Origin of the sequence: Mesorhizobium sp. M4A.F.Ca.ET.050.02.1.1 (genome assembly GCF_003997725.1) — a bacterium.
In the GTDB taxonomy this organism is placed as follows: domain Bacteria; phylum Pseudomonadota; class Alphaproteobacteria; order Rhizobiales; family Rhizobiaceae; genus Mesorhizobium.
In genome coordinates this window covers 1-672 of the sequence record NZ_RZSG01001383.1, presented here as the reverse complement: position 1 = coordinate 672, position 672 = coordinate 1, and the positions used below count along the sequence as shown (strand labels likewise).

General features: G+C 64.4%; 2 protein-coding genes. Both read right to left on the bottom strand.

Features of this window, described 5'->3' with window-relative positions:
* Window positions 1-345, bottom strand: a 345-nt coding sequence (locus EOA33_RS37665; RefSeq protein ID WP_190234536.1) for an aminotransferase class IV, incomplete at its 3' end; no start/stop codon positions are given.
* 99 nt (window positions 346-444) lie between these two features.
* Window positions 445-672 (bottom strand): helix-turn-helix domain-containing protein (locus tag EOA33_RS37660; RefSeq protein ID WP_281033610.1); only part of this gene is annotated, 228 nt, incomplete at its 5' end.

Here is a 672-nt window from a genome sequence, read left to right as displayed (position 1 = left end):
CACCACCAGCGACGGCGTGGTACCGGGCCCCGGGAAAACGAACTCGCGGCTGGCGACGCCACGCGTCACCTGGACATAGACGAGGCCGTTGACGACATGGTTGCGGCGCACCACCTCGCGCAGGATGAGCGGCAGCACACGCTGCGTCACCGGCCAGTCGATCGACAGTTCGGAAAGCGACCGGCTCAGCCGGCCGAGATGGCGCGGCATGTCGACAATGAAGCCGCGAGCCACCTCGCAGACCTCATAGACGCCGTCGGCGAACTGATAGCCGCGATCCTCGATATGCACCGAAGCGTCGGCATGAGCGACATAGCGCCCGTTCACATAGGCAATGCGCGGCATGGATCACCCCTGAAGACTTTCGGTTTGTTTAAGCGATTCCGCCGCGGCCGTAATCGGCAATCGGCCGGCTGGGCGCCGCTGGATCAAGTACAGCTGTCCTCAGACGCCCAGCGACTTCAGCTTGCGGTGCAGGGCGGAGCGCTCCATGCCGATGAACTCGGCGGTCTTCGAGATGTTGCCGCCGAAGCGGTTGATCTGGGCGATCAGGTAGTCCTTCTCGAACTGTTCGCGCGCCTCGCGCAGCGGCAGCGCCATGATGTGTTGGTCCGATTGGTTGGGCGTGCGCGGCATGACGTCGCCGATCTCCGACGGTAGCAGATCGGCGGT